Genomic DNA, 26,903 nt, shown 5'->3' with positions numbered 1-26,903 from the left:
AGAACAAATTTGGATAAAAACCATAAGCTATACGAAGCAAGTGGAAAGCTTCCGGCAGGATGCTTGTGAAGGATAACCAAAAAGACATCGTTCCTTTGATACACGTGCGGTCCTACCATACGTTCCGCATGTATTTTTTTAATAAAAAAACGAACATATATTCGAATAAGTCGTTTAAATTGATGTAAGATGTGGTATAATGTATAAGCGGTAATGTACGAATTTGGAATAAACTTGAGTGTAATAAATGGGGGCGACATAATGAATGAAACATTTAAACTGGTTTCCGGCTATGCCCCCGAGGGCGACCAGCCGGAAGCGATTGAAGCTCTTACGAAGGGACTGCAGCGTGGAGAAAAACACCAAACTCTGCTGGGGGCGACGGGAACGGGGAAAACATTCACGGTTTCCAATGTTATTCAGAATGTGAACAAGCCCACTCTGGTTATGGCTCATAATAAAACGCTGGCAGGCCAGCTTTACAACGAGTTTAAGGAACTGTTTCCCAATAATGCGGTAGAGTATTTTGTCAGTTATTATGATTACTACCAGCCGGAAGCATATGTTCCTTCCACCGACATGTATATTGAAAAAGACGCCAGTATTAATGATGAGATAGATAAATTACGGCACTCCGCCACCAGTGCGCTGTTTGAACGAAATGACGTGATCATTGTGGCTAGTGTTTCCTGTATTTACGGGCTGGGTTCCCCGGAGGAGTACCGGGATCTTGTGCTTTCTCTGCGCAAGGATATGGAAAAAGAACGGAACACGCTTTTAAGAGAGTTAGTTGACATCCAGTATGAACGAAATGACATTAACTTTGTGCGCGGGACGTTCCGGGTGCGCGGGGATGTCGTAGAAATATTCCCGGCTTCCCGCGATGAACATTGCATCCGTGTCGAGTTTTTCGGCGATGAAATCGACCGGATTACGGAAGTGGATGCTCTAACCGGTGAAATACTGGGAGAGCGCCAGCATGTTGCTGTTTTCCCCGCGTCCCACTTTGTGACGCGGGAGGAAAAGATGCAGCGGGCGATTGAGAATATAGAGAAGGAACTGGAGCAGCAGCTTCAGGCTTTTCGGGATAAAGGAAGAGAACTCGAGGCGCAGCGTCTGGAGCAGCGTACGAAATATGATCTGGAGATGATGCGTGAAATGGGATTCTGTTCCGGGATCGAAAACTATTCCCGTCATCTGACGTTCCGCAGTCCCGGGGAATCTCCTTATACGCTGATGGACTTTTTCCCGGACGATTTTCTGTTGGTGGTGGACGAATCGCACGTCACCCTGCCGCAGGTCAACGGGATGTTCAAAGGGGACCGGGCGCGGAAGCAGGTCCTGGTGGATCACGGGTTCCGTCTGCCTTCTGCCATGGATAACCGGCCGCTGCAGTTTGAGGAATTTGAAAACCGGCTGCAGCAGGTAGTGTATGTATCAGCCACCCCAGGTCCTTATGAGCTCGAACATTCACCGGGAGTGATTGAACAAATTATCCGTCCGACCGGCCTGCTCGATCCAACGATTGAATTAAAGCCGATTGAAGGACAGATTGATGACTTGATTGGACAAATCCACGAGCGGCGGGAGCGTAATGAAAGGGTTCTCGTCACAACGCTTACGAAAAAAATGGCAGAAGATCTGACTTCCTATTTAAAGGAAGTCGGTATCCGCGTGAAATACCTGCACTCGGAAGTGAAAACGCTGGAGCGGATCGACATTGTCCGGCAGCTGCGGCTCGGAGAATTTGATGTGCTGGTCGGCATCAACCTGCTCCGGGAAGGGCTCGATATACCAGAAGTTTCTCTTGTTGCGATTTTGGATGCAGATAAAGAGGGATTCCTCCGGGCCGAACGTTCTCTCATTCAGACGATGGGACGCGCGGCGCGAAATGCAAACGGACATGTTGTTATGTATGCCGATAACATCACGAAATCGATGAATACAGCGATCGAAGAAACGAACCGGCGCCGCGCGATTCAGAAAGAATACAATGAAAAGCACGGCATCACACCAAAAACTATCCAAAAAGAAATACCGGAACTGATTCAGGCTACCATTGCTTCGGATGAAAAAGAAGACTTTGATAAACCAGCTCTTGATAAAATGAGTAAAAAAGAGCGTCAGAAAGTTATAGACGAAATGGAAGCGGAAATGAAAAGTGCCGCCAAAGACCTTCAATTTGAACGCGCGGCCGAACTTCGTGATATGTTACTTGAATTAAAAGCGGAAGGATGACGATTATGTCGGTAGAAAATTTGCAGATCAAAGGAGCCCGTTCCCATAACCTGAAGGATATCGACGTGACCATTCCCCGCGGTAAATTGGTCGTGTTAACTGGTTTATCGGGATCCGGGAAGTCGTCGCTTGCCTTTGACACCATTTACGCGGAAGGACAGCGCCGTTATGTAGAATCACTGTCCGCTTATGCCAGACAGTTTCTGGGACAAATGGATAAACCGGACGTCGATTCAATTGAGGGGCTTTCCCCTGCTATATCGATTGACCAGAAAACAACCAGCCGTAATCCGCGTTCCACCGTGGGAACGGTCACAGAAATCTATGACTACCTGCGCCTTTTGTTTGCCCGGGTAGGACGGCCGATTTGTCCGAAACACGGAGTGGAAATTTCATCTCAGACTGTCCAGCAGATGGTGGATATGATGATGGAATATCCGGAACGTACCAAAATGCAGATTCTGGCTCCATTGATATCAGGGCGTAAGGGAGAGCATGTAAAAGTACTGGATGACCTCAAGAAAAAAGGGTTTGTCCGGGTTCGTGTCGATGGGGAGATGCGGGAAGTCAGTGAGGAAATCAGCCTTGAAAAGAACAAAAAACATGATATTGAAGTTGTTGTAGACCGGGTGGTTATCAAAGAAGGTGTTGATACGCGTCTGTCGGATTCTCTGGAAACCGCCCTTGAATTAAGCGGCGGGAAAGCAATGGCTGATGTTATTGATGGAGAGGAACTTCTGTTTAATCAGCACCATGCTTGTCCACACTGCGGATTCTCCATTGGTGAGCTGGAACCGCGGCTGTTCTCGTTTAACAGTCCCTTCGGCGCCTGCCCTTCTTGTGATGGATTAGGTAGTAAACTGGAAGTGGATGAAGAACTGGTGATCCCCGACTGGGACCGGACGCTGAATGATCATGCGATTGCAGCCTGGGAGCCGACCAGCTCAAATTATTATCCGCAGCTTCTGTCTTCGGTCTGCCGTCACTTTAATATTGATATGAATACCCCGGTGAAAGAGCTGCCGCAAGAGAAAGTGGACATTCTGCTGCACGGAAGCAGCAAAGAGCGAATGACCTTCCGCTATGAAAACGACCGCGGCCGTATTACGGAACGGAATATTTATTTTGAAGGCGTGCTGAACAATGTGTCCCGCCGTTATCACGAGACCTCTTCCGACTTTATCCGGGAACAGATGGAACAGTATATGGCCAAGACCAACTGCCCGACGTGCAAAGGTCACCGTCTGCGTAAAGAAAGTCTGGCAGTCAAGGTTGGAGGAAGCCATATCGGCGAGGTTGCTGACCTTTCCATTAAAGATGCGAGGAGCTTTTTTGAGTATCTTGAACTGTCGGAGAAAGAGCTCACCATTGCACGGCTTATTTTACGGGAAATTGAAGAGAGACTTGGTTTTCTAATTAATGTCGGTCTTGATTATCTGACACTGAGCAGATCAGCTGGAACCTTATCAGGCGGAGAAGCGCAGCGTATCCGTCTGGCCACCCAGATCGGCTCGTCTCTAATGGGGGTTCTGTATATTCTGGATGAACCTTCTATCGGCCTGCATCAGCGCGATAACAATCGTCTTATTCAAACTCTTGAAAGAATGCGTGATCTCGGGAATACGCTTATTGTAGTAGAGCATGATGAAGATACGATGCTTGCTGCCGATCATATCGTAGATATCGGCCCTGGAGCGGGAGTTCACGGCGGTTACGTTGTCTCGGAGGGAACTCCGGATGAAATAAAGGAAGACAGAGAATCATTAACCGGCCAGTATCTGTCCGGGGCAAAATTCATTCCGCTCCCCGCGGTCCGCAGGCAGCCTCAGAACAGGTGGGTTACGATAAAGGGAGCACGGGAAAACAACCTTCGTAATGTTAATGCCAAGGTTCCGCTTGGTCTGCTGACGGCGGTAACCGGAGTATCTGGTTCGGGTAAAAGCACACTGATCAATGATATTTTATATAAATCACTGGCGCAGAAGCTTCACCGCGGCAAGGATAAACCAGGAGCCCATAAAAAAGTAGAGGGAATAGAACAGCTGGAAAAGGTTGTGGATATTGACCAATCCCCGATCGGCCGCACTCCCCGCTCTAATCCGGCAACTTATACCGGGGTGTTTGATGACATTCGTGATGTGTTCGCGATGACTAACGAAGCTAAAACAAGAGGTTATAAAAAAGGAAGGTTCAGCTTCAACGTTAAAGGCGGGCGCTGTGAAGCCTGCAAAGGGGACGGAATTATCAAGATTGAAATGCATTTTCTGCCGGACGTTTATGTTCCATGTGAAGAGTGCGGCGGAACGAGGTATAATCGAGATACACTTGACATACGCTACAAAGGAAAAAATATAGCGGATGTCCTGGCCATGACCGTAGAAGAAGCTCTTTCTTTCTTCGAAAACATCCCGAAAATCAGGCGGAAAATCCAAACCCTGTATGATGTGGGATTAGGCTACATTACTCTGGGCCAGCAGGCGACAACGCTCTCCGGAGGGGAAGCGCAGCGGGTGAAACTTGCCAGCCAGCTGCAGCGCCGCTCTACCGGAAAGTCTCTTTATATTCTTGATGAACCCACCACAGGGCTGCATGTCGATGATATAGACCGGTTGATGACAGTATTGCAGCGGTTAGTGGATAATGGGGATACTGTTATTATCATTGAGCATAACCTGGATGTGATCAAAACGGTAGATCATATTATTGATCTCGGACCGGAAGGAGGAGACGGCGGCGGTAAAATTGTAACCACCGGGTCTCCTGAAAACGTAGCGGAAGATAAACAATCTTACACCGGCTATTATTTGAAACCAATTTTAGAGCGGGAACAAAAACGGATGGAAGAACGATTGGCAGCTGCCCGGCAGGTGGCGGAGCCTTCCTCTTCCTAACATGAAAGCTGCCCTGCAGACGAGAAATGGATACCGCGAACCGGCCATTTGCTTTTTTCTGCGGAGCAGCTTTTTCCTTTACGAACGGAAAAACGGGCACCAGAGGGAGAGGGACTCCGACTTCAGACGGAAGAAATATTGAAACGGAAACGGTATCGTTGACGTATAAAGGAATAAGCAATCATGTTTGCGAAATACCCTTAAATTGAATAAAAGGAAGGGATCAATCATGGAGGAAGAACGCAAACTAATATTAAAAATGGTGGAAGAGGGAAAAATCACTCCGGAAGATGGATCGAAACTTTTAAAAGCCTTAAACTCTAAATCGGAGGATCAGCAAGAGGATAGCAATGCTTCGGTTTCCGGGCCGGAGGAAGGTTCTGGTCCGAAAGAGCAGCAGGGGACTGTCACGGAAGCTTCAACAGAGACAGAATTGTCGACCCGGGTCAGCCGGGAGAAAGAGCAGCAGACAGAAAACGGCGAGGAATCCGAAAGGCGGAAAAAAACGGATCCCGCCACAGGATTCACTGACTTTATCGACAGTGCCATTCAGAAAATAAAAGAACTAGATCTTGATTTTAATTTTGGCCCGTATCAGGAAGTTCACCATATCTTCCAGCATAAAAATATGGAACAGTCGGTGGTTGATGTTTCGCTTGAAAACGGCTCGCTGGAATGGAAACCCTGGGATGAGCCGGATGTGAAAATAGAATGTGATGTGAAGGTATATAAGGGCAGAACCCAGGACGAAGCCCGGGAGGAATTTCTGAACCAGACCGCATTTGAAGTTGACGGCAGTCATCTGCAGTTTTATACGAGAACCAAATCAATAAAAGTGAATGCCGTAATGTATGTTCCGCGTAAAACGTATGAACGTCTGCAGGCCTACACGTTTAACGGGCATTTGAAAGGGGAAGAAGTAAAAGTAAACAGTTTTTCTGCTAAAGCAGTGAATGGAAGCCTCACGATCCAAAACCCGGATGCCATGAAGTTTCATGCGGAAACAGTGAACGGCCCCATAAAAATAACGGGCGGGCGCGTGGACATTGGAGATATTAAAACCATGAACGGCACCATAGAACTAAACTCCGAAATCCGGGATTTGGAAGCGGAATCTGTGAATGGGACGATTGACAGCTTGATCAAAATTACTCAGGATGCCAGAGCGAACCTCTCGGCAACCACAGGAAGTATATTTGTTACCGTTCCGGAGCATATTCGTACCGAAGGACAATTACGGACGAATGTTGGGAATTACAATTATTCCCTGAGCGATATGGACATTCATGAAGAGAAAAAAGATTTTATTCAAAAATCGCTGCGCTTCACATCTAATCATGCAGCCGCTCCAAGACTGCGTTTGAATGCCAGTACGAAAACCGGTTCTATTTCGGTGAAACCGGACTACACCTGAGGAGGGAAAAGCAATGAAAAAACTAGTACGCAGCCAGAGTAATCGAATGCTTGCCGGTGTATGCGGCGGCATCGCTGACTACTTTAATGTGGATCCTACTCTGATCCGTATTGTCAGTGTTCTTTTATTTTTTGTTACAGCAGGTTTCCCGGTCCTTGTCGCTTATATTGCCCTTGCGATCATCATGCCCAATGAAGGAGATGTCACAGAGTAATGGGGTGTCTCGTTCCGTTTCTTGTGAATATGGTAACGCTCATGGTGGTCGCCGGGTTCTTCCCGGGATTTGAGCTTGACGGACTTGCCGCAGCGTTTATGGCAAGCCTTCTTTTATCGATTATAAACGTTCTTATTCGACCGCTGCTTGTGATTCTTACCCTGCCGATTACCGTATTTACGCTCGGCTTTTTTATCTTTATTATCAACGCGGCCTTGCTTATGCTGACAGCCGGGTTGATGGGAGATTCGTTTAACATTTCCAGCTTTGGCATGGCGCTGCTTGCTGCCGTGGTCATCGCTCTGTTAAACGTGTTAATCAACAACTTTATCGTCGAGCCGCTGCGAAGAAAATAAATCTAACAGGAACACGGAAAGGCCGGCCGCCTATATGAGAAGCTCCCTGCGGACATTTGTGCCGTTAAATGGCCAAATGATCGGCCTGTGCCGTTTTTTTCGGACATTTGTTCCTTTATTTCCCCTTTTTTTAGCGAAAAAAAGCGCTCTAGGCCCCGATTAGCGGAACAAATGTCCGAATCCCCCTTGCAAAAGCGAAAAATCCAGAGAATAACGGATCGAATGTCCTCATGCTTCTGCAAAAGGGTGTCTATTCTTGGCAGCTCCTTTTTTGCAATGCTCCAAGGGACGAAAGACGAGGGACCTGGGTTCCTTTCTTTTCTTTTTCTCAGCCTTCTGTAAAAACCATCACCTTCCTCTCTGTTTCAAACCTTTCCCGCTGATTTGCCATTTCCAATAGAAGGTGAAATCGTGCTACAATAATACAAGTATAAGGAGAAAAATTCTGATGATTTCCAGCCGTCTTTCGCGCTGGAAAGGTTAGAGGGGTATGTATGCCAAAAGTAAGTGCCAATGATTTAGTCCATCAATTCAACTTAGAAGTACTGGCGGGGCAGGATGGTGTCTACCGTGCCATCACCACAAGCGATATTTCCCGCCCGGGGATAGAAATGGCTGGTTTTTTTACGTACTATCCGGCAAAAAGGCTTCAGCTGCTGGGGCGCACGGAGCTTTCTTTTTTCCAGCAGTTAAGTGACGAGGAAAAAAAGGAACGAATGACAAAACTCTGTACATATGATACACCCGGTATTATTATCTCACGCGGTTTGATTGCTCCCCCTGAACTAATAGAGAGTGCGGAAAATATGGGGGTACCTGTTATGAGAGCGGATGTCACGACAACTCGTTTGAGCAGTCAATTAACAAATTTTCTGGAAGCCCGGCTTGCAAAATCGACGGCCGTACATGGGGTGCTCGTTGATATTTACGGTATCGGTGTCCTGCTCACCGGAGCAAGCGGAGTTGGGAAAAGTGAAACGGCACTGGATCTGGTACGGCGCGGCCACCGCCTGGTAGCAGACGATTCAGTAGAGATCTTTCAGCAGCACGGAGATACGCTGGTGGGAAGTGCTCCGGAATTGATCCGCCATCTCCTGGAAATCCGCGGTCTTGGAATTATAGACGTGATGACCTTGTTTGGTGCCGGAGCGGTGCGTCCTTTTAAACGGATCGGGCTGACGATTCACCTGGAGCTTTGGGATGAAAACAAAGCATATGACCGGCTGGGTCTCGAAGAAGCAAAACTGCAGATTATCGATACGGAAATCCCCAAGTATACTATCCCGGTCCGTCCCGGGCGGAACCTCGCTGTAATTGTGGAAGTCGCAGCCATGAATTTCCGTCTGAAACGAATGGGAATTAATACCGCGCAGCAGTTTTCCGACCGTTTGACAGACGTGATCGAAGAGGGAGATCGTGAGGATTTTTAACGTTAGGAGCGAAATCAGATGATTTATACAATAGAACCTATCGACCGTGTCGCATTTGAAATAGGGTCATGGCCGGTTTATTGGTATGGTATTATCATAGGGCTTGGTGCCTTTCTAGGATTTATTATTGCCAATCAGGAAGCGAAAAAGCGCGGCCTGCCGAAAGATATTTTTGCTGATTTGCTGATTTTCGCGATTCCGATCGCGATTTTATGTGCAAGATTGTATTACGTCATTTTCCGCTGGGGTTATTATGCCGACCATCCCGGTGAGATTCTTGCTGTCTGGGAAGGCGGCCTGGCGATACACGGCGGTTTGATCGGTGCGGTCTTAACAGCCCTGGTATTTACAAGAAAACGAAGGGTTTCGTTTTGGAAAATGGCAGATATTGCGGCACCCAGCATTATATTGGGGCAGGCCATCGGACGCTGGGGAAATTTTATTAACCAGGAAGCCCACGGCGGACCGGTGTCGCGCGAATTCCTGGAAGGGCTGCAGCTCCCTGAGTTTATTATTAACCAAATGTTTATTGATGGCACCTATTATCACCCTACTTTTTTATATGAATCGTTATGGAGTCTGACAGGATTCGTCCTGCTCCTGCTGCTGCGCCGGGTCAACTTAAAACGGGGAGAATTGTTCTTAAGTTATGTGATTTGGTATTCCATCGGCCGTTTCTTCATCGAAGGTATGCGTACGGACAGTCTTATGATTGGAGACGTACTGCGGGCCGCACAGGTTATTTCTGTACTGCTTGTTCTTGCCGCGGTGATTCTTTGGATCTACCGCAGAAAAACCGGCATGGCCTCTGCCCGGTATTTGGATGAGGACGGGAGTGGAATGCCAGGGTCCAAAAAGAACAAAACCCGAAAAAAGAAATAAAAAGGACAGGGGGAGAGGTATGAACACATTACGTAAAGGCGGCTTGGCCGGTCTTAAAACAACATGGATACTGGGGAAAGTTATATTTCCCATCACTCTCATTATTACCATATTGGGTTATACGCCTATTCTTCCATGGACAGCGGAACTGCTGGCCCCGCTGATGAACATCATCGGACTCCCCGGGGAAGCGGCGATTCCGCTTGTCCTTGGAAACGTCCTTAACTTATATGCAGCGATTGGGGCGATTCTATCGATGGATTTGGCTGTCAAAGAAGTTTTTATTCTGGCAGTCATGCTTTCATTTTCCCATAATTTATTTATTGAGTCCGCTGTCGCTGTGAAGGTTGGTGTCCGCATGTCCGTGGTGCTGGCCGTTCGGATTGGTCTCGCTTTCGTTTCAGCGCTTTTTATTCATCTTTTATGGAGCGGCGGTACTGAACCGGCTCAATATGGCTTTGTTTCCGGCGGAGCATCCCACCAGGCGGAAGGAGCAGGTGCCATTCTATGGGAAGGGGTCTCCAGTGCCGTTCTGGGCGTCGCGCAGCTGGCTGCGGTTGTGATCCCGTTAATGATTTTTATTCAAATTATGAAAGATTTGCATTGGCTGAATCTGTTTTCGAAAGCTATGTCTCCCTTCACGAGAATGCTGGGAATCCGCGAAAACACCTCCACCACTCTGGCCTCCGGCATTTTTTTCGGGCTGGCATTCGGGGCAGGTGTTATGATGCAGGCGATTGAGGACGATAATGTAAAAAGGAAGGACTTGTACTTAGTATTTATATTTCTCGTGGCCTGCCATGCTGTTATTGAAGACACGCTGATTTTTCTACCGCTTGGCATTCCGGTGCTTCCATTATTGGGAATCCGTCTGCTGACAGCGATCGTTTTGACGATGATCGTGGCTTACATTTGGAATAAAGCGGAGAAAAAGAAATCTATCCGCAGGGAGGCGGCTTATGACTATCAACACGATACTATTTGATTTTGATGGCACCCTCGTAGATACCAATACATTAATCATTGCTTCGTTTGAACATGTGCTGGAAGCCTATTATCCCGGGCAATACAGCCGAGAGGATATCGTAGAATTCATCGGTCAGCCGCTGCCCGAAAATTTCCGCAGCGTTGATCCGGAGCGTGCGGAAGAAATGATCCGGATGTATCAGCAGTACACCCTGGAGAACCATGATGAGTTGATTGAAGAATACGAGGGGGTAACGGACACCATAAAAACCCTGCATCAGCAGGGGTTTAACCTTGCTGTTGTCACGACAAAACGCAGAGAAACGGCACAGATGGGGTTGAAAACGTCAGGGCTGGCCCCGTATTTTCCAACTGTCATTACCCTGACTGACGTGCAGCACGCCAAACCTCATCCAGAACCCCTGCACAAGGCGATGCAGTCCTTTGATGCACAGCCGGAGGAGACAATGATGGTGGGGGACAGCCAGTATGACATTCTGGCTGGGAAAAATGCCGGAGTGACCACCGCCGGGGTGGGTTGGACAATTAAAGGAGAGGCTCATCTTCAATCGTTTGAACCGGATATTATGCTGCCAAAGATGCCGGCTCTCCTTGACTATCTCGGAGTGAAAATGACATGAGACGCACCGAACGCTATCCTGTAAAGACAGGCAATTCCCTCTGGCATATTTATAAAACCGTCCCTTTCTGGAAGGTGGTTAAAAACTTTACCGTCATTCAAATGGCCCGATATACTCCCTTTCTGCCTATGAAAAATTGGATGTACCGGACCTTTCTGCGCATGAAAGTGGGGGAAAAAACGGCATTTGCCCTGATGGTGATGCCGGACATCATGTTCCCGGAAAAAATCAGGGTCGGAAAAAACAGCGTGATTGGATATAATACCACCATTTTAGCGCATGAATACTTAATTACGGAATACCGGCTCGGCGTAGTGAGCATTGGGGATCACGTAATGATCGGTGCGAATACCACCATTCTTCCAGGAGTCCATATCGGGGATCATGCTGTTGTTGCTGCAGGATCAGTTGTTCATAAAGACGTGGAAGCGGGAACCGTGGTCGGCGGTAACCCGCTCCAGATCATATCAAAAGACCCTTTTCCTGAGCAGTAATGAAGTGACGGAAAAGGGTTTTCGTTTATAATTTCCAGATTGACGGCGTGTGCAATCGGGTGTAAACTACACGATATACACTTTATCTCTCTATTACATTAGCATACTAAAGTACATAAAATGAGTGATATAAACCATAAAACCTTTGGAAAGGAGCAGCTGCGATGAGCCAGCCATTTATGTTTGAAAAACCGTTAGGAATGCGGGATACGCTGCCGGCTTATTATCAGATAAAGCGGAGTGTACAGGATGGGATGGAAGAAGAAATTGGAAAATGGGGCTACCTTCCCATGGAAACGCCCGCTCTCGAATACTATGACACCGTAGGGAATGCTTCTGCGATCCTGGAACAGCAGTTGTTTAAATTACTGGATCAGCAGGGGCATACCCTCGTGCTGCGTCCGGATATGACCGCCCCGATTGCAAGAGTGGCGGCGTCCAGTTTGAAAGACCAGTCCTTTCCGCTCCGTCTCTCTTATCATACGAATGTCTTCCGGTCCCAGCAGCGGGAAGGCGGGAGACCGGCAGAGTTTGAACAAATGGGGGTAGAACTGGTTGGAGACGGTACGGCCAGTGCAGATGGGGAAGTCATTGCCCTGATGGTTGCTTCTCTACAGGAAGCTGGTCTCCAGGATTTTCAGGTTGCTGTTGGTCATATCGGTTATGTCAATGCGCTGCTGCTTGATGTCCTGGGAAGTCAAGAGCGTGCAGATACCCTGCGCCGCTTCTTGTATGAAAAAAATTACGTCGGCTTTAAGCAGCATGTTAAAAGTCTATCGCTCTCTTCTATCGATGAAAAACGACTATTAGGCTTGCTGCAGCTGCGCGGCGGACCAGAAAAATTCAATGAAGCAGAGACGCTTGTTGACAATGGAGAAGCCGCAAAAGCGCTTGAGAATCTGCGTCAGCTCTGGGACGTTTTGGAGTGTTATGGCGTGGAGAAATACATCAAGCTTGATTTCAATCTTGTCATGCATATGAGCTATTACACAGGCATTGTGTTTGAAGGATATGGTAGCCGGCTTGGTTTTCCTCTGTCCAGCGGCGGCCGTTATGACGAACTGCTCGAAAAATTCGAGCGCCCGGCACAAGCCACAGGTTTTGGCATCCGTCTTGATTTATTGGTGGAGGCTCTCGGGCACGCCGAAGAAAAGCCCGGCCAGACGTGCATTCTCTTTAGCAAGGAACGCAGAAAAGAAGCGGTGGAAGAGGCCAAAAACCAGAGAAATCAGGGGAAACGGGTAGTGCTGCAGGATTTACAGGGTGTAGACAATATTGATCAATGGACCGAAGCTTTCACGGAAGTGATCGACTTGATCGGTAGGAAGGGAGGCAGACAGACATGAACGATCCATTAAAAGTCGCGATGCCGAAAGGAAGAATTTTTGAAGAAGCCGTGGAACTCCTGCGTCAGGCGGACTTTTCGCTCCCTCCTGAATTTGAGGACTCGAGAAAGTTAATTGTAGATGCCCCGGATGCAAATTTGCGTTTTATTTTGGCGAAACCGATGGATGTGCCCACCTATGTGGAGCATGGCGTGGCCGATATCGGAGTGGCAGGCAAAGATACGATGATTGAAGAAGAACGGGACGTGTATGAAGTGCTTGATCTTCATATCAGTGAATGTTACATGGCTGTCGCAGGTCTCCCCGGTTATGAAAAAACAGATATTAATCCGAAAGTGGCATCCAAATACCCCAATCTCGCCACCCAATACTTTAAAGAGCAGGGCGAGCAGGTGGAAATTATAAAACTCAACGGCTCGATTGAACTTGCACCGCTGGTCGGCCTGGCAGACCGGATTGTTGATATTGTCTCCAGCGGGCAGACGTTAAAAGAAAACGGCTTGGTGGAGCTTGAAACGATTGTTTCTATCACCTCCCGTCTGATCGTCAATCCCGTCAGCTACCGGATGAAAGATACCCGTATTGATGACATGGTGGAACGTCTGGCACGGGTAGTAGAGGGGGAAGAAGCATGAATATTACAGAACTTAGGAAGAATGTCAGCCTTGCCCGGAATCTGGAGTCGGGCACTCATAAGGAAAGAGAATCGGTGGAAGCCATCATCAGTAAAATCCGTGAAAATGGAGACGAGGGCTTGAAGGATTTGACGGAACTATATGACGGCGTGCGGCTTGATCGTTTTTTCGTTACAGAAAAAGAAATAGAGGATGCTTATCAAACCTTTAATGAAAAATCCCTGCAGTCGCTACGCAAAGCGATCACTACTATCCGGGCATTTCATGAAAAACAAAAGCAGCAGTCCTGGATAACGACGCATGAAGACGGGACGATGCTCGGTCAGAAAATCACCGCGCTTGATTGCGCCGGGGTGTATGTGCCTGGTGGAACGGCGGCCTACCCCTCAACGATAATGATGAATGTGATACCCGCCCAGGAAGCAGGGGTGAAAACCATTATTATGGCTTCGCCGCCGGATAAGGAGGGGAATCTGACACCGGCTGTTTTAGTAACGGCAGCAGAACTTGGCGTCTCCCGTATCTTAAAAGCAGGCGGCGCCCAGGCCATAGCAGCTCTTGCCTATGGGACGGAGTCTGTGCCGCAGGTGGATAAGATTACCGGACCGGGGAATATTTTTGTGGCCCTTGCGAAACGAGCTGTATTTGGACGGGTCGATATCGACATGATCGCCGGGCCCAGTGAAATTGTGGTATTGGCTGATGAAACGGCACGTCCGGATTACGCGGCGGCTGACATGCTTTCTCAAGCGGAGCATGATGAAAGGTCCTCGGCCGTGCTGGTGACGACCTCCCGTGAAATCGCGGAAAAAACGACAGCAGAACTGGAGAAGCAGCTCGAAACCCTGCCAAGAAAAGAGATAGCTGAAAAAGCTCTGGAGAATTTTGGAGCTGTATATTTGGCAAAGACGATGGACGAGGCGGTAGATGCGGTGAATCAGCTTGCCGGGGAACATCTTGAATTACTGGTGGACGATCCCCATGCGCTGCTGGGCAAAATACGCCATGCAGGGGCGATTTTTCTCGGATCCTACAGTTCCGAACCAGTAGGAGATTATATGGCAGGGCCCAACCATGTCCTGCCGACCAACGGGACGGCCCGTTTTTCGAGTCCATTAAGCGTCGATGATTTTACGAAAAAGTCAAGTATCATTTCTTACAGCAGCAGGGCTTTTTATGAAAATGTGGAGGACATTGCCGAGATTGCGCGGCTGGAAGGGCTGGAAGGCCACGCCCGGGCAGTGGAACTGCGCAGGAAAGGAGAAGAGCAATGACAGAAAGACGCAGTTCGATAGAACGAAATACGAAGGAGACCAATATCCGCCTGGACATGAATATTGACGGGGAGGGAAACAGCTCGATTACGACCGGGGTTCCTTTCATGAGTCATATGCTCGACCTGTTTACCAAACACGGCCACTTTGATGTGACGATCGAGGCGCAGGGCGATACCGAGGTGGATGATCATCATACCACAGAGGATATAGGCATCTGTCTCGGTCAGGTTTTTCATGAAGCAGTCGGGGATAAAAAAGGCATACGCCGCTACGGGCAGGCGATGGTGCCGATGGATGATGCGCTTGCCCAGGTAGTGGTCGACCTCAGCAACCGTCCGCATTTAGAATACCGGGCAGATCTCCCGGGAGCGAAGGTCGGAACATTTGACACAGAGCTTGTCCATGAATTTTTATGGAAATTCGCTCTGGAAGCCAGAATCAATCTGCACATTATTGTTCATTATGGTTACAATACTCATCATATCATTGAGGCGGTTTTTAAGGCGATGGGACGGGCGCTCGATGAAGCGACGCAGCTGGATGAACGGGTGAAAGGGGTCCCCTCAACAAAAGGATTGCTGTAAGGAAGGAAGTGGACAGGGCATGATCGGTATTATTGATTATGGAATGGGAAATCTTCACAGTGTGAGTAAGGCGTTGGAACGTTTGAACCTTCCCTATTTTTTATCAGAAAATACGGACGAACTGAATAAAGCAGACGGCCTTATTCTCCCGGGAGTCGGCTCTTTCCATGACGCAATGGGTCTGCTGAAGGAAAAAGAGCAGGAGACATTTATTAAAACATGGGCCGCGGACGGCAGGCCGCTCCTTGGTATTTGCCTTGGCATGCAGCTGCTGTTCGAGGGCAGTGAAGAAAATGGGGAGACGGAAGGCCTGGGATTTCTTCCGGGATATGCGAAGCTTTTTCCAGGGAAAACAAAGGAAGGAACAGCGTATAAGGTGCCGCATATGGGCTGGAATAAACTGACCTTTCAACAGCCGCAGCACATACTTCTGCAGGACACAGAAGAAGGGCACGTTTATTTTGTCCATTCCTACGTGATCGACACCGAAGATAAAGATGTTTTAATCGCCACCAGTGATTATTATGGGGAAGTACCAGCTGTTGTTGGCAGAGGCCGGGTGCTTGGAACACAGTTTCATCCCGAAAAAAGCAGCACCCTCGGCATGAAACTACTTGAAAACTTCGGCCGAATGGTGTCGGAAGGGAGAAATACGGATGAGTAAGTTCGACCTTTATCCAGCTATTGATATAAGGGGCGGGAAATGTGTACGACTTCTGCAGGGGGATTATGAGAAAGAAACCGTATACGGGGATTCTCCTGCAGCGATGGCAGAGCGGTTCCGGAAGGCAGGGGCCTCCTGGATACATATGGTTGATTTAGACGGAGCGAAAGAAAAAAAGCGGGTGAACCATGAAGAGATTGTTCACACGGCACGTTCTCTGGATATCAAGGTGCAGGCAGGCGGAGGCATCCGGACGGCGGAAGATGTTGCCTTTTACCTCGAAAGTGGAGTGGACCGGGTTATTCTTGGCAGTGTGGCGGTGCAGCATCCTGATTTTGCGAAAGAAATGCTGGCCCGTTATAAAGAACAAATTGCGGTCGGACTGGATGCCCGGAACGGCTATGTGGCTGTGAATGGCTGGCTGGAAACATCCGAAGTTACCGCGGTGGAACTCGGCCGTAAAATGGTTGCCTATGGAGCCAGGACGTTTATTTTTACGGATATTTCCAAAGACGGCATGATGGAAGGACCCAATGTTCAAGCTGTGGCGGATCTTGCAGCACAGACAGGAGCGGAAGTGATTGCTTCTGGAGGTGTGAGTAGTCTGAGCGATGTAAAAGAATTAGTGAAATACCGCGAGGCAGGAGTCACAGGTGCCATCACCGGAAAAGCCATTTATACCGGGAAGCTGGATCTCGAAGAAGCGCTGCGGGAGGTGAATAAGCTGTGATTACAAAACGTATTATTCCATGCCTGGATGTGAAGGAAGGCCGGGTGGTAAAAGGAATTCAGTTTGTGGGCCTCCGGGACGCAGGTGATCCGGTCGAATTATCGTCTTTTTATGATGAACAGGGGGCGGATGAACTTGTGTTTCTTGATATCTCCGCTTCCCATGAAGGACGTAAAACGATGGTGGATGTTGTACGGGAGGTTGCCGGCACCCTGGCCATCCCGTTTACGGTCGGCGGGGGCATTAATACCCTCGATGACATGCGCACCATTCTTCGCGCCGGGGCTGATAAGGTCTCTCTGAATACAGCTGCTGTGAAACGGCCGGAGTTAATCAGTGAAGGAGCCGATTATTTCGGATCCCAGTGCATCGTGACAGCAATAGACGCCAAGTTTGACGAAGCGCTTGCATCCTGGAGAATATATACCCATGGCGGCCGTACCTCCACCGATTGGGAAGTAACCGACTGGGCTAAAGAGGTCGTCCAACGCGGGGCCGGAGAAATCCTGTTAACGAGTATGGATCAGGACGGTGCCAAAAATGGCTTTGATCTTTCTCTTACAGAAGCGGTGAATCAGGCAGTTTCTGTCCCGGTTATCGCCTCCGGGGGGGCCGGAGCGAAAGAACATTTCACGGATGTATTTGAAAAAACGAACGCGGACGCGGCCCTGGCTGCTTCCATTTTTCACTATAAGGAAACGTCCGTGGAAGAAGTGAAAAAGCATTTACGTGAAAAAGGAGTGCGGGTGCGATGAACATTGCAGACCTTCAATTTGATGAAAATGGATTAATTCCTGCGATTATACAGGATGCAGTTAGTAAAGAAGTGCTGACGCTTGCTTATATGAATGAAGAATCGCTTGGAAAAACAATGGAAACGAAAGAGACCTGGTTTTACAGCCGCTCCCGCGGGAAGCTCTGGCATAAGGGAGAGACTTCTGGAAACACGCAGCAGGTCACAGATATCCGTTATGACTGTGATCAGGATTCTCTCGTTGTTCTCGTTCTTCCGAATGGACCAGCCTGCCATGAAGGCACCTACAGCTGTTTTTCAGAGTCGCTGCTGAACGACGTTCCAAACGGAAAGACCAGCCGGTTTGAGATATTGAATACACTGGAGGAAACGATCGCGAAACGATTCGCAGAAATGCCGGAAGGAGCGTATACCACCTATTTATTCACGGAAGGTGTAGATAAAATTCTAAAAAAAGTCGGAGAAGAATCAAGCGAGGTTATCATTGCTGCTAAAAATCGCGATCCCGGGGAGTTGAGCATGGAGAGCGCGGATTTGCTGTATCACCTGTTTGTCCTTTTAAGAGAACAGGAACTGCCGCTGGATCAGGTTCTTCAAGTATTAGAAGAACGACATGGGAAATAGGAGCCGGGAAAAGAGAGCGGAGATGCTCTCTTTTTTTGTATAGGGAAGCATAAATTTTGGGCGTTTTCGAGATCCAGTTCCAGCGCCCAGCCGCTCGGGGTTTCTTCTCCGGAGCAGGCTGTCCTGCGCAGTAGAAGAATCGCCGCCTACAAGCTCCCACGTCCTGTGGAAAACGGCGGCACTAGCACCTCCTGTGCGTCGCAGAACCTGTCGCGGCTGCCCAGGGCGCTTGCGCTTTTCTTACCTGTACAATGGATGATATACTGGCTTTACTGTGAACTGTTTCTCCGATGGAGGGGATGCCATGAAATCGCAACATACCCAGGGACAAGTGATCCCTTTTATACAAAATAGTGAATACTTCTTTAAACGGGGCGTCCACGCTTACCAGAAACAGGAGCTGAAGCGCGCCGTTAAATATGTGCGCCGGGCAGTGGAACTAAATCCGCAGCAGGGAGTGTTCCAATGTCAGCTTGCTGCCATTTATTCGGATATGGGCGAATACCATACGTCAAACGATCTTCTCCTGCATGTACTGGACGACGTGGATGCCGATTTATACGAATGCTATTTTTTTCTTGCCAATAACTATGCCTATCAAGGATTTTTCGATAAAGCCGGAGAAACAGCCAGGCAGTATTTGTCCCTTGTGCCGGAAGGCGATTTTTCCGAAGATGCAAGAGACCTTCTGGATATGCTGCAGATGGAGGAAGAGCAGGAGGATGTAATTCCGCCGGATACGGATGATGAACTGATTATAACGTATGAACGGGCGCTTCGTATGATAAAAGAAAACCGTTATTACGAAGCGGAGACCTATCTGGAAAACATCGTTGCGGAGTATCCTCTGTATTTTGCGGCTCAAAGCCAGCTGGCTCGTGTCTTCTTTTTAAAAGGACAGATCGAAGAAGCGCTTGCTTATGCAAAAGATGTGTGGCTGGAGCATCATTATTTACCGGCCGGCTGCCAGCTTGCCTTGTTTTACAGCGAGGCAGGACGGGATAAGGAAGCGGTAGAAGCTGCAGGTATGTTGAAACGGCTCATTCCGATGGATCGGGATAACCTGTTCCGGCTGGCCTCTACGTTATGCCTTCTGCACGAATGGGAAAAAGCCCATCGTTTATTCCGCATGTATCTCCTTCGTTTCACCCCGGAGGATGCCAACTTTTTCTTCCATTACGGCGTGGCTGCTTATGAATCCGGCAGGCTTGGAGCAGCCAGAAAGCAGTGGGAACTGGCGAAAGCACAGGGCCATCGCGGGGCGGAGACATTGCTGGAGAAACTGGGAAACGATCTGTTATACTCCAGTGATGTGCACCTGGAAGCCTGGACGTATTATCAGTTATAACGAGTGAAGCAGATTGGTAGACTTTCTTTCCCTTTTTTTTTACGATAACGGTGAGAGATTCGATATATGGATGTATCTGCTTAAACAGGATAGGGGATATTATGGATGAGAAAGAGGAGTGAATCGTGATGTCAGAAGAAAAAATTTATGATGTGATCATCGCAGGAGCCGGCCCTGCCGGTATGACTGCTGCGGTTTACACATCCCGTGCTGAAATGTCCACACTGATGCTGGAGCGCGGTATTCCCGGTGGACAGATGGCCAATACAGAGGACGTGGAAAACTATCCGGGGTTTGAGCACATTTTAGGCCCCGATCTTTCGAATAAAATGTTTACTCATGCGCAGAAATTCGGAGCAGAATACGCGTATGGAGATGTAAAGGAAATAGAAGACGGCAAAGAATACAAAATGGTTAGAGCAGGAAACAAAGAGTATAAAGCCCGTTCCATTATTGTGGCAACCGGCGCTGTCTATAAACAACTTGGTGTCCCGGGAGAACAGGAACTCGGCGGCCGCGGTGTGTCCTATTGCGCCGTGTGTGACGGTGCCTTTTTCCGGGATAAGGAAATTGTGGTCGTTGGCGGCGGCGACTCTGCCGTCGAAGAAGCCGTATACCTTACCCGTTTTGCTTCTAAAGTGACAGTCATTCACCGCAGAGATGAACTGCGTGCCCAGAAAATTCTGCAGCAGCGGGCTTTTGTTAATGACAAAATTGAATTTAAATGGAGTCATGTCGTAAAAGAAATAAACGATAAAGACGGAAAAGTCGGCAGTGTAACGTTAACCGACTTGAATTCAGGGGAAGATTACGATTTTGAAACGGAAGGCGCTTTTATCTATATTGGTATGATTCCGCTGAACGATGCGGTGAAAGGCCTGGATATCCTTAATGAAGAAGGGTATGTAGAAACCAATGAAGAAATGGAAACAAAGATACCAGGGGTTTTTGCTGCCGGAGATCTCCGCGAGAAATCCCTGCGTCAGATCGTAACCGCGACAGGAGACGGTTCCGTAGCGGCCCAGACAGCCCAGCAGTATGTAGAGGAACTGAAGAACACCGTAAACGCATAGTTTTGTTAAAAAGGCTGAACATTTTTTAAATCGATTTTAACCCGTTTGTAACAGATGTGAAATAATTAACGTGTTATGATGGAATCAGTAATTGACCCCCTTTTTTATATAATAATTGGAGAAACACAGGCGTATAACATGCCTGTGTTCTTTTTTTTGTCATTTGAAAACGTAAAGGATCCATTAGGCAGAAAACAGCGATGTCACGTTTTCCCCTCCTTTCAAACAATGTCGGGTCCCAGCGTAAAAAATTGAGCAACCGCTCGTATCCATAGTATACTGTAAGGAGAACAGGCGAGGTGGCATATATGCAGCGAGTAACGAATTGTATTCTCCATAAGGATAAGGAGGTCCTGTTGTTACAAAAGCCAAGTCGAAACTGGTGGGTGGCTCCGGGCGGGAAAATGGAAGCAGGCGAATCCGTCCGGGAAGCTGCTGTGCGGGAGTTTCGTGAAGAAACAGGAATTACTGTGAAAGACCCCGTCGTCCGGGGGATTTTTACTTTTGTTATAATAGAAAACAAACAGCATTATTCAGAATGGATGATGTTCACGTTTGAAGCAAGAAAGTGGAGCGGCACCATGCTGGAGCAGTCGCCCGAAGGCCGCTTGGAATGGATGCCGGTGGAGGACGTCCTGCACCTGCCTATGGCAGCAGGCGACCGCTCTATATTTCAGCACATATTTCAGGAAAAAGGTGTATTGTACGGAACATTTCATTATACCCCGGATTACCAACTAATCCGCTCGGAGTTTCAAAAAGATGAGTAGTTGTACAGGAATCGGGACGAAGGGAAGGATGAAACAATGGGCCAAATGACAGAGGACATTCATGTGGTTATTATCACAGGAATGTCCGGCGCAGGGAAGACTGTGGCCGTCCAGAGTTTTGAGGATTTAGGGTATTATTGTGTGGATAATCTGCCGCCGGCGCTCATTCCCACATTTATTGAGCTGATTGAAAACTCAGGCGGAAAAATGAATAAAGTTGCTCTTGTCATTGACCTGCGGGGACGCGAATTTTTTGATCACCTGTTTGAAGCCGTGGACAATCTGCGCTTAAAATCCAATTTAAGCACCCATATCTTGTTTTTAGATGCGAAGGATAATGTCCTTGTCCAGCGCTTTAAGGAAACGCGTCGTTCCCATCCGCTGGCGGCGGAAGAAACACCGCTGGAAGGAATCAGGCAGGAAAGGGAAATTTTGGAAGATTTGAAGGGGAGAGCCCGTCAAATCATTGATACAAGTGAACTGAAGCCAAAGCAGCTCAGAGAACGAATCATTCAGTATTTTTCCGGGCCTGAAAAAGATGCGTTTTCGGTAAATGTTATATCATTTGGTTATAAATACGGCCTCCCCATCGATGCCGATTTAGTGTTTGATGTTCGTTTCCTGCCCAATCCACATTACATTGAGCACCTGGAGCCAAAAACCGGATTGGAGGAAGAAGTCTCTTCCTATGTGTTAAAATGGACGGAGACGAAAGAATTTATAGAAAAACTGCTTGATATACTAGGCTATATGCTTCCTCAGTATAAGAGGGAAGGAAAAAGCCAGCTTATTATTGCAATAGGCTGTACCGGAGGGAAGCATCGTTCGGTGACACTGGCGGAATATGTAGCAGATTATTTCGCCGGCGAATATGCTACGCATAAAAGCCATCGGGATATGGGGAAAGGGAAGGATTAACATCGTGAATAGACCAAATATAGTTGTCATAGGCGGGGGAACCGGGTTGTCTGTGCTGTTAAGGGGATTGAAAACATTTCCTGTAGACATTACAGCGATTGTAACGGTGGCAGATGACGGCGGCAGTTCAGGGATTCTGCGCAAAGAATTAAATATCCCGCCGCCCGGAGATGTCCGCAACGTACTGGTGGCACTTGCCGAAGTAGAGCCCATGATTGAACAGATGTTTCAGCACCGTTTTCAAAATGGAAATGGACTGAGCGGCCACTCCCTTGGCAATTTGCTTTTGGCCGGCATGACATCGATTACCGGAGATTTTGCCCGGGGTATAAGCGAACTGAGCACGGTCCTGAATGTGAAAGGAAATGTCTTCCCGGCAGCAAATCAGAGCATCGAACTGGAAGCGGAAATGATGGATGGGACTACCGTTGCCGGGGAATCTAATATACCTAACTCCGGAAAACAAATAAAAAAAGTCCGTCTTTCTCCAGAGAACGTGGAACCTCTGCCGGAGAGCCTGGAGGCTGTGCGGCAGGCAGATTTAATCGTGCTGGGGCCGGGAAGTCTTTATACCAGTGTGATCCCGAATCTGCTCGTTCCCGGGATATCTGAAGCGATTTATCATGCTTCCGCCCGTAAGATCTACATTTGCAATGGGATGACCCAGGCGGGAGAAACCGATGATTTTACGGTGGCTGACCACGTGGAGGCCATTCGGTCTCATATTGGATATAATATTATTGAAACCGTGCTTGTCAACAATACAGAGATCCCGGCGGAGATTTTGCAAAAGTACGCGGAAGAATCCGCATTTCCTGTCCATTTTGATGAACAGCGGTTGAAAAAGCTCGGTTACCGCGTAGTAAGAGATGCATTTATGCATTATCAGGACAACTTATTTCGTCATGATGCGGTCAAAGTCTCCCAATCGCTTCTAACCGAAATATAAATAGTTTTTACGAGTGAATGTGGAAAGGAAAGGCGGTGCCAAAAGTATGTCGTCTTTTGCAGCTATGACAAAAAAAGAGCTGACCCAGTTTGAATCAGAGGACTGCTGCGCAAAAGCGGAGCTTGCTGCTTTGATCCGTATGAATGGCGTTATATCTTTTAGTGATGGAAAGCTGATTTTAGATGTATCCACCGAAAACGCAGCGATTGCCCGGCGTATTTATAAGTTAATCAAACGGGTTTATGCGGATATTGCTGTGGAACTGATGGTACGGAAAAAGATGAGACTGAAAAAGAATAATGTTTATTTAGTCCGGATAGTGGAGGAAAGCCGTGATCTGCTGCGTGATTTAAGCATTATGGAAGACGGGTATCGTTTTATCCGCACCATCTCCCGGGACATCTTAAAGGATACCTGCTGCAAACGGGCTTATCTTCGAGGAGCGTTCTTAGCCGGTGGATCTGTCAATCATCCAGAAACGTCTTCGTATCATCTGGAAATTTTTTCATTATACGAAGAACATAACCGGGCCTTACGCGACCTGCTCCAGGAATTTGAACTTTCTTCAAAAAGTTTGGAACGAAAAAAAGGATTTATCCTCTACATTAAAGAAAGTGAAAAAATAACAGAATTTCTAAATGTCATTGGGGCGCACCAGGCTCTTCTTTATTTTGAAGATGTGCGCATCATGAAAGACATGAGAAATTCTGTCAACCGACTTGTCAATTGCGAAACGGCTAACTTAAATAAAACGGTAGGAGCTGCGCTCAGACAGGTGGAGAATATTCAACTTGTGGCAAATAAAATAGGATTGGAGCAGCTGCCGGACAAGGTCCGGGAAATGGCGGAGCTGCGGGTGAAATACCAGGACGTGACCTTGAAAGAGCTGGGAGAAATGGTGCCGAGCGGCCCTGTCGGCAAATCAGGAGTAAACCACAGGCTCCGTAAAATTGACCAGTTAGCTGAAAAAATTCGAAATGGCGAGGATGTGCAGCCGGAAAACGGTGTATATGCAGATTAACCTGGAGGGAGGAAATAGGATTTGATTGAAAAAACAGCAGAAGTTCGATTAAAGACGGGGCTGCAGGCCAGGCCCGCGGCTTTATTTGTTCAGGAAGCGAACCGCTTCCAATCGGATGTGTTTATCGAAAAGGAAAATAAAAAAGTAAATGCCAAAAGTATTATGGGCATTATGAGTCTGGCGGCACGAACAGGAGAAACAATCAAGCTCACGGCAGATGGGAATGATGAAGAAGACGCGGTTGAAGAATTGGCCGGTTTCGTAGAAAAAGAAGAATAAAAAGAGCGGCATCGCTTAACGATGCCGCTTTTTTTAATATACGTTTTATTTATATAAAACATCGTCCACTAAACCATAGGATTTGGCATCCTCAGCCGTCATGAAGTTATCACGGTCGGTATCCCGTTCAATTACTTCCAGCGGCTGTCCGGTGCGTTCAGACAGAATATGGTTTAACTTATCACGAATCTGCAGGATACGGCGGGCGTGAATATCAATATCTGTAGCCTGCCCCTGCGTGCCTCCAAGCGGCTGATGAATCATCACTTCGCTGTTTGGAAGGGCAAAACGCTTGCCTTCCTGCCCGGCAGCCAGCAAAAAGGATCCCATGGAAGCTGCCATGCCTACACAAATAGTGGAAACTTCCGGCTTGATATGCTGCATGGTATCATAGATCGCCATGCCGGCTGTGATCGAGCCGCCGGGACTGTTAATATAAAGAGATATATCTTTCTCTGGATCGTCCGCAGCCAGGAATAGAAGCTGGGCGACGACTGAGTTGGCAATATTATCGTCAATCCCGGAGCCGAGCATAATAATACGGTCTTTCAGAAGACGCGAATAAATGTCATAGGCGCGTTCCCCGCGGTTCGTTTGTTCAATGACTGTTGGAATTAAGTTCATGTGATTACATCCTCCTTTGTTTAGTACGTTCAGCCCTGTAGGAAGCTGCTGATTCCATCATACTCCTATGGTCAGTAATGGTCAAATAAAAAGACAACAACCTGAAAATCTCTTCGACCATTGTACAACAATTAAACCAGCAGCTCGAATGAATTGCAAATAACACAGCTCGTTAACTGTTTCGCTTATGTAAAACGAAATTCCTTCTGTATCATATCCGAAATTTTTGTTCTTCAAACTTCGTAAAGAAATCTGACGATTATACACGGCATTCCTTTTCTTTAAGATATAATAAAAATATGTCGAAAAATTTTAAGAGATAAAGTACGAGCGCTTTTACATATGATATAATAAGTAAACGCTTTCAATTAGAAGCAGAAGGAGGAAACGGCATGAACCTGGAAATGGGGCTGCATCAGAAACAGACAATGAATCTCGTCATGACACAGGAGCTTCGCCAGGCAATCTCCTTATTACAGCTTTCCACACTTGAATTGAATAATTATATAGAAGAAGCGGCCTTAGAGAATCCGCTGATGGAAATCGAAGAACAGGAGTCACCGATGCGGGAAGAGCCCCGCTACGATATGCCGGTAATGTGGAAGGATGAACCGTCGGATTCCCAGGAATATCAGGATCGGGATGACTTTTCTCCCTTTGACCAATTAAAAGATGCAAGGGAAAGAATATCTGACTATTTAATTCACCAGATCCGGCTGCTGCCTGCGGATCCATTGGAATTAAAGCTGTTAAAATATCTGGCAGGCAATGTCAGCGATCAGGGATACCTCGAAGGAACATATGAAGAAACAGCCGCTGTATTTTCCATTTCCCCGGAGCAGTATGAATACGCAGTGGCAAGGCTGCAGAGTCTTGAACCAGCCGGGGTTGCAGCCAGATCGCTCGGGGAATGCCTGCTGCTTCAGCTGGAGCGGATATCTCCGCGTAAGCCTTTAACTGAAAAAGTTGTTTCAGAGCATCTGGAAGCATTGGGGGAAAGAAACTGGAGAAGCCTGGCGGATAAACTTGGTGTGACCCTGCTTGATATTCAAGCGGTTTATGATGATATACAGGAGCTGGATCCGCACCCGGGAGCTGGTTTTGGAGGAGAAAACCCGGTACGGCTGGTCCCTGATGTGTATGTAGAGCGGGAGGGAGAACGTTTTACCGTCCGCCTGCATGATGAAGGGCTGCCCAGAATACGAATGAATCGGCACTACCGCCATCTGCTGGAGCAAAAAGCAGAAGGGGAGGCCGCAGAATATGCAAAGAAAAAATACAAGCAGCTGGTTTGGCTGCTGAAAAGTATTGATCAAAGACAGCAGACGATCCGCAGTATTACTGAAGCAATCGTGGAATTTCAGCGTGATTTTTTCCGTGACGGTTCTTCCGCCATGAAGCCGTTAACGCTTAGGGATGTGGCAGAGGAGGCAGAAGTACATGAATCCACCGTGTCACGCACAACAACAAATAAATATGTACAGACTCCGCACGGGCTGTTTGAACTGAAATATTTCTTCTCCGCCGGCATGAATAACCATGAAGGTGAGCAGACCTCTACGTTTGCTATTAAAAATATGATAAAGGATGTAGTGAAACATGAAGATAAGCAGAAACCATTATCGGACCAAAAAATCTCCTCCTTTATCGAAACGGAAAAAGGAATCTCCGTTTCACGGCGGGCGGTTGCTAAATACCGCGATGAGTTAAGTATTCCTGCTTCATCCAAAAGAAAACGTTATATGTAGCAGGGAGCTGCCGGCAGCGGGGGATTGACTATT

General features: G+C 47.7%; 27 protein-coding genes. 26 read left to right on the top strand and 1 reads right to left on the bottom strand.

Going from position 1 to position 26,903, the window contains the following annotated elements; genetic code table 11:
* The first annotated feature begins 261 nt into the window (after positions 1-261).
* The 25 genes from uvrB to G475_RS0107140 all read left to right on the top strand — a co-directional run bounded on the left by uvrB (position 262) and on the right by G475_RS0107140 (position 24,498).
* Positions 262-2,238, top strand: a complete 1,977-nt coding sequence (uvrB, locus tag G475_RS0107270) for an excinuclease ABC subunit UvrB (RefSeq protein WP_026700711.1) — start codon at positions 262-264, stop codon at positions 2,236-2,238.
* Positions 2,239-2,243: 5 nt separating this feature from the next.
* Positions 2,244-5,129: an excinuclease ABC subunit UvrA gene (gene uvrA / locus G475_RS0107265; protein ID WP_026700710.1), complete on the top strand. Its 2,886-nt coding sequence runs from the start codon at positions 2,244-2,246 to the stop codon at positions 5,127-5,129.
* Between the two features lie 229 nt (positions 5,130-5,358).
* Positions 5,359-6,543, top strand: a complete 1,185-nt coding sequence (locus tag G475_RS0107255) for a DUF4097 family beta strand repeat-containing protein (protein ID WP_026700708.1) — start codon at positions 5,359-5,361, stop codon at positions 6,541-6,543.
* Between the two features lie 13 nt (positions 6,544-6,556).
* Positions 6,557-6,757, top strand: coding sequence for a PspC domain-containing protein (locus G475_RS0107250; protein WP_026700707.1), 201 nt, complete (start codon positions 6,557-6,559; stop codon positions 6,755-6,757).
* Positions 6,757-7,113: a phage holin family protein gene (locus G475_RS0107245; RefSeq protein WP_026700706.1), complete on the top strand. Its 357-nt coding sequence runs from the start codon at positions 6,757-6,759 to the stop codon at positions 7,111-7,113. The genes G475_RS0107250 and G475_RS0107245 overlap by 1 nt, the downstream gene beginning before the upstream one ends.
* Before the next feature lie 494 nt (positions 7,114-7,607).
* The gene (gene hprK, locus G475_RS0107240; protein ID WP_026700705.1) at positions 7,608-8,543 is read left to right on the top strand and encodes an HPr(Ser) kinase/phosphatase; all 936 of its coding nucleotides are present in this window, start codon (positions 7,608-7,610) and stop codon (positions 8,541-8,543) included.
* Positions 8,544-8,561: 18 nt separating this feature from the next.
* Entirely contained in the window at positions 8,562-9,425 is an 864-nt protein-coding gene (gene lgt / locus G475_RS0107235; RefSeq protein WP_026700704.1) for a prolipoprotein diacylglyceryl transferase, read from the top strand.
* A gap of 19 nt (positions 9,426-9,444) precedes the next feature.
* On the top strand, positions 9,445-10,410 hold the full coding sequence (locus tag G475_RS0107230; protein ID WP_026700703.1) for a nucleoside recognition domain-containing protein: 966 nt from the start codon (positions 9,445-9,447) through the stop codon (positions 10,408-10,410).
* Entirely contained in the window at positions 10,385-11,032 is a 648-nt protein-coding gene (gene ppaX / locus G475_RS0107225; protein WP_026700702.1) for a pyrophosphatase PpaX, read from the top strand. The genes G475_RS0107230 and ppaX overlap by 26 nt, the downstream gene beginning before the upstream one ends.
* Positions 11,029-11,526, top strand: coding sequence for an acyltransferase (locus G475_RS0107220; protein WP_026700701.1), 498 nt, complete (start codon positions 11,029-11,031; stop codon positions 11,524-11,526). The genes ppaX and G475_RS0107220 overlap by 4 nt, the downstream gene beginning before the upstream one ends.
* 164 nt (positions 11,527-11,690) lie before the next feature.
* A complete protein-coding gene (locus G475_RS0107215) occupies positions 11,691-12,872 on the top strand; it encodes an ATP phosphoribosyltransferase regulatory subunit (RefSeq protein ID WP_026700700.1) in 1,182 nt (393 codons plus the stop codon).
* Positions 12,869-13,507 carry an ATP phosphoribosyltransferase gene (gene hisG / locus G475_RS0107210; protein WP_026700699.1) on the top strand — a complete coding sequence of 213 codons (639 nt, stop codon included), beginning with the start codon at positions 12,869-12,871 and terminating at the stop codon, positions 13,505-13,507. Before G475_RS0107215 ends, hisG begins: the two co-directional genes overlap by 4 nt.
* Positions 13,504-14,781: a histidinol dehydrogenase gene (gene hisD, locus G475_RS0107205; protein ID WP_026700698.1), complete on the top strand. Its 1,278-nt coding sequence runs from the start codon at positions 13,504-13,506 to the stop codon at positions 14,779-14,781. The genes hisG and hisD overlap by 4 nt, the downstream gene beginning before the upstream one ends.
* Entirely contained in the window at positions 14,778-15,368 is a 591-nt protein-coding gene (hisB, locus tag G475_RS0107200; protein ID WP_026700697.1) for an imidazoleglycerol-phosphate dehydratase HisB, read from the top strand. Before hisD ends, hisB begins: the two co-directional genes overlap by 4 nt.
* 19 nt (positions 15,369-15,387) lie before the next feature.
* Positions 15,388-16,032 carry an imidazole glycerol phosphate synthase subunit HisH gene (hisH, locus tag G475_RS0107195; RefSeq protein WP_026700696.1) on the top strand — a complete coding sequence of 215 codons (645 nt, stop codon included), beginning with the start codon at positions 15,388-15,390 and terminating at the stop codon, positions 16,030-16,032.
* Complete coding sequence (gene hisA, locus G475_RS0107190) at positions 16,025-16,762, top strand: 1-(5-phosphoribosyl)-5-[(5-phosphoribosylamino)methylideneamino]imidazole-4-carboxamide isomerase (protein ID WP_026700695.1); 738 nt, start codon at positions 16,025-16,027, stop codon at positions 16,760-16,762. The genes hisH and hisA overlap by 8 nt, the downstream gene beginning before the upstream one ends.
* Positions 16,759-17,517, top strand: coding sequence for an imidazole glycerol phosphate synthase subunit HisF (hisF, locus tag G475_RS0107185; protein WP_026700694.1), 759 nt, complete (start codon positions 16,759-16,761; stop codon positions 17,515-17,517). The genes hisA and hisF overlap by 4 nt, the downstream gene beginning before the upstream one ends.
* Positions 17,514-18,140, top strand: coding sequence for a bifunctional phosphoribosyl-AMP cyclohydrolase/phosphoribosyl-ATP diphosphatase HisIE (gene hisIE / locus G475_RS0107180; protein ID WP_026700693.1), 627 nt, complete (start codon positions 17,514-17,516; stop codon positions 18,138-18,140). Before hisF ends, hisIE begins: the two co-directional genes overlap by 4 nt.
* Positions 18,141-18,444: 304 nt before the next feature.
* Complete coding sequence (locus G475_RS0107175; RefSeq protein ID WP_026700692.1) at positions 18,445-19,488, top strand: tetratricopeptide repeat protein; 1,044 nt, start codon at positions 18,445-18,447, stop codon at positions 19,486-19,488.
* 128 nt (positions 19,489-19,616) lie between these two features.
* On the top strand, positions 19,617-20,561 hold the full coding sequence (gene trxB / locus G475_RS0107170) for a thioredoxin-disulfide reductase (protein ID WP_026700691.1): 945 nt from the start codon (positions 19,617-19,619) through the stop codon (positions 20,559-20,561).
* A 308-nt stretch (positions 20,562-20,869) separates the two neighbouring features.
* On the top strand, positions 20,870-21,331 hold the full coding sequence (locus tag G475_RS0107160; protein ID WP_026700690.1) for an NUDIX hydrolase: 462 nt from the start codon (positions 20,870-20,872) through the stop codon (positions 21,329-21,331).
* A gap of 36 nt (positions 21,332-21,367) precedes the next feature.
* The gene (rapZ, locus tag G475_RS0107155) at positions 21,368-22,249 is read left to right on the top strand and encodes an RNase adapter RapZ (RefSeq protein ID WP_026700689.1); all 882 of its coding nucleotides are present in this window, start codon (positions 21,368-21,370) and stop codon (positions 22,247-22,249) included.
* Positions 22,250-22,253: 4 nt separating this feature from the next.
* Positions 22,254-23,198 carry a gluconeogenesis factor YvcK family protein gene (locus tag G475_RS0107150; RefSeq protein ID WP_026700688.1) on the top strand — a complete coding sequence of 315 codons (945 nt, stop codon included), beginning with the start codon at positions 22,254-22,256 and terminating at the stop codon, positions 23,196-23,198.
* A gap of 46 nt (positions 23,199-23,244) precedes the next feature.
* Positions 23,245-24,219, top strand: a complete 975-nt coding sequence (gene whiA / locus G475_RS0107145) for a DNA-binding protein WhiA (RefSeq protein ID WP_026700687.1) — start codon at positions 23,245-23,247, stop codon at positions 24,217-24,219.
* 21 nt (positions 24,220-24,240) lie between these two features.
* A complete protein-coding gene (locus tag G475_RS0107140; RefSeq protein WP_026700686.1) occupies positions 24,241-24,498 on the top strand; it encodes an HPr family phosphocarrier protein in 258 nt (85 codons plus the stop codon).
* Positions 24,499-24,543: 45 nt separating this feature from the next.
* Here G475_RS0107140 and clpP read toward each other — a convergent pair whose 3' ends face one another.
* Positions 24,544-25,122, bottom strand: a complete 579-nt coding sequence (gene clpP / locus G475_RS0107135; RefSeq protein WP_026700685.1) for an ATP-dependent Clp endopeptidase proteolytic subunit ClpP — start codon at positions 25,120-25,122, stop codon at positions 24,544-24,546.
* Positions 25,123-25,514: 392 nt separating this feature from the next.
* Here clpP and rpoN point away from each other — a divergent pair, with 392 nt between their 5' ends.
* A complete protein-coding gene (gene rpoN, locus G475_RS0107130; protein ID WP_026700684.1) occupies positions 25,515-26,870 on the top strand; it encodes an RNA polymerase factor sigma-54 in 1,356 nt (451 codons plus the stop codon).
* Positions 26,871-26,903: the final 33 nt, after the last annotated feature.

Source organism: Salibacterium aidingense DSM 18341 (assembly GCF_000429685.1).
Taxonomy (GTDB): Bacteria; Bacillota; Bacilli; order Bacillales; family Marinococcaceae; genus Salibacterium; species Salibacterium aidingense.
This window is presented reverse-complemented; position numbering and strand designations above follow the sequence as displayed.